This window comes from Nocardia violaceofusca NBRC 14427, from assembly GCF_963869435.1.
Classification (GTDB): Bacteria; Actinomycetota; Actinomycetes; order Mycobacteriales; family Mycobacteriaceae; genus Nocardia; species Nocardia aobensis.
Map to the genome: position 1 here is coordinate 1 of NZ_CAWMPM010000077.1, position 698 is coordinate 698.

Consider the following 698-nt stretch of genomic DNA (forward strand, 5'->3'; position numbering starts at 1 on the left):
CGGGTGTACAACACATTGGCCAGCTTGGAGCGCGAGTAGGCCTTCATGATCGAATAACCGCTCCGGTACTGCAGGTCGTCGAAATCCATTGTGCCGCGGTAATGCCCGGTGGACGCAGTGAAAACGATGCGAGCCGGTGCTCCGGCGACCAGCAATGGCTTCACTGTCTCGGTGAGCAAGTAGGGGGCCAAATGGTTGACGGCGAAGGTCGCTTCGTAGCCGTCCACGGTTTCGATGCGCTTGGCATTGACGCTGCCGGCGTTGTTGATCAGGACGTCTATCCGCTGATACTCGGCGCGCACCTGCTCACTCAACGTGCGCACGGATGCCAAGGACGAGAAGTCGGCCGTCAAGGTATCGACTCGGGCAGCGCCCGCCGCACCGATCCGTCGAGCGGCGGTGCGCAGTTTCTCCTCGTTACGTCCGACGAGAACGAGATGTCTGCCGGGTGCGAGCTGGGCCGCGCACTCGAGGCCTATGCCTGCGGTCGCTCCGGTGATGACGACGGTGTCCACGTGTCGTGCCTTCCTTCCAGGGCCTGTCCGGCTGTTCCGGGTGGGAGGTAGCTGCCCGGAACAGCGAAACTGTTCCGGCGGCGACAATCTCGTCGCCGGCCTGATTACGGCGCAGTCGCCGGCTCCTGTCCTGCCTCGACAAATATGATGGAATCATCAAACTAGATGGGAGTGGCTGTCAAG

At 62.0% G+C, this 698-nt stretch carries 1 protein-coding gene; it reads right to left on the bottom strand.

Translation table 11 applies throughout. From position 1 onward, the window contains the following. On the bottom strand, positions 1-515 hold a 515-nt coding region (locus AC5592_RS34385), incomplete at its 3' end, for an SDR family NAD(P)-dependent oxidoreductase (protein ID WP_157122453.1). Between the last annotated feature and the right edge of the window lie 183 nt (positions 516-698).